Source organism: Mesorhizobium sp. M7A.F.Ca.US.005.03.2.1, assembly GCF_003997795.1.
GTDB classification, from domain to species: domain Bacteria; phylum Pseudomonadota; class Alphaproteobacteria; order Rhizobiales; family Rhizobiaceae; genus Mesorhizobium; species Mesorhizobium ciceri.
In genome coordinates, this window is record NZ_RZRP01001220.1 from 1 (window position 1) to 1,351 (window position 1,351).

1 protein-coding gene and 1 pseudogene are annotated in these 1,351 nt (G+C 64.8%); one reads left to right on the forward strand and one right to left on the reverse strand.

Annotated elements, in window-relative coordinates; genetic code table 11:
• Window positions 1-248 (forward strand): annotated as a pseudogene (locus tag EN991_RS36440) (hypothetical protein); the annotation flags it as partial.
• A 114-nt stretch (window positions 249-362) separates the two neighbouring features.
• Here EN991_RS36440 and EN991_RS36445 read toward each other — a convergent pair.
• The coding region (locus EN991_RS36445) for a hybrid sensor histidine kinase/response regulator (protein ID WP_127370532.1) at window positions 363-1,351 on the reverse strand (989 nt) is incomplete at its 5' end.

The following is a 1,351-nucleotide window of genomic DNA, read 5'->3' on the forward strand; positions in this document are numbered from 1 at the left end:
TCCATGCTCTCGGCACCCCAGGCCTGGCCCTTGCAGGCGAAGTCGGTCAACGGCACCGGCAGACGACGACCAGGACCGCGCGTCTGCCGGTGCCGTTGACCGACTTCGCCTGCAAGGGCCAGGCCTGGGGTGCCGAGAGCATGGATTGCCTGCGCGCCATCGCCGAACAGTCCGGAACACACAAAAGCCGGGCGATCCGCATGATCGCCAATGCCGCGCCGTTGACCGGCACGCCGAATATTTTCTGATTTCCGTCGAAGCATGATCCCGAAAACCGTTCCCGTTTTGTGGACCATGCTCTGACCTCCCCGAGCGCCCTCCAGTGCGCTCCTTTTGGCTCCCGCCCCCGGGAGCCTCTTTTTTTATCCTTTCAAGGCCGCCTGTTCGGCGATGGCGGAGAGCACGCTGCGCACATCCAGCGTGCTGAACGGCTTTTCCAGAATCTGCGGTCGCTGGTGCGCCGGCAAGGCTTCGATTTCGGCTTTGGCACCGATCAGGTCTCCGGTGACCAGCACGAAACGCCGCGCCAAATCGGGCTTTTCGGCGAGCAGCTCACGATAGATCGATATGCCGCTGACGCCGGGCATGCGCAGGTCCGAAAAAACGATGTCCGGCGGCATGTGGCCGCTCAAGGTGGCGGCGCCCGATTCCCAGACGGGCACGATCCGCGACTTGATGCCCATCAGTTCGAGGATGTCCGAGAGCGAGCCGGCGACATCCGGCTCGTCGTCGATGATCAAGGCATGGCGCAGGCCGCTCGATCGCGGCTGGTTGTCGCCGGCGGTGGCGAGGCCGGCCACGATGGCCGGCAGCTGGACGACGAAACGCGCGCCTCTCGGGAGCACTTCCTCGAACCAGACATTGCCATTGTGCCGCTCGATGATCGATTTCGAGATCGACAGGCCGATGCCGGTGCCGACGCCGACCGGCTTGGTGGTGAAATAGGATTCGAAGATGCGGCCGCGGATCGCTTCGGGCACGCCGGGCCCATTGTCCTCGACCGAAAAGCAGGGATGATCCCGGTCGCTGCGGAACGTCCGCACCTTGATCAGCCGGTCGCCGGCAATGCCAGCCAAAGCGTGCTGGCTGTTGATGAGGAAATTGGCCGCCACCTGCGTCACATGGTCGGCGTCGGCCATGGCCAGCAGCGGGCCTGCGGCGAAATCGGTGTCGATGATGATGCCGCTTGAGCGCGCGCCATAGGCGGTCACTTCAAGTGCCGCCCGGATCACCTGGTTGAGGTCGGTCTCGGCTTGTGCCGCGGGATGGAGGCGGACCATCGACAGGAAGCTCTTGACGATGCGGCCGCAGCGCTCTGCGGCCGCGCGGACCTTTTCGGCGCGCACCTTGG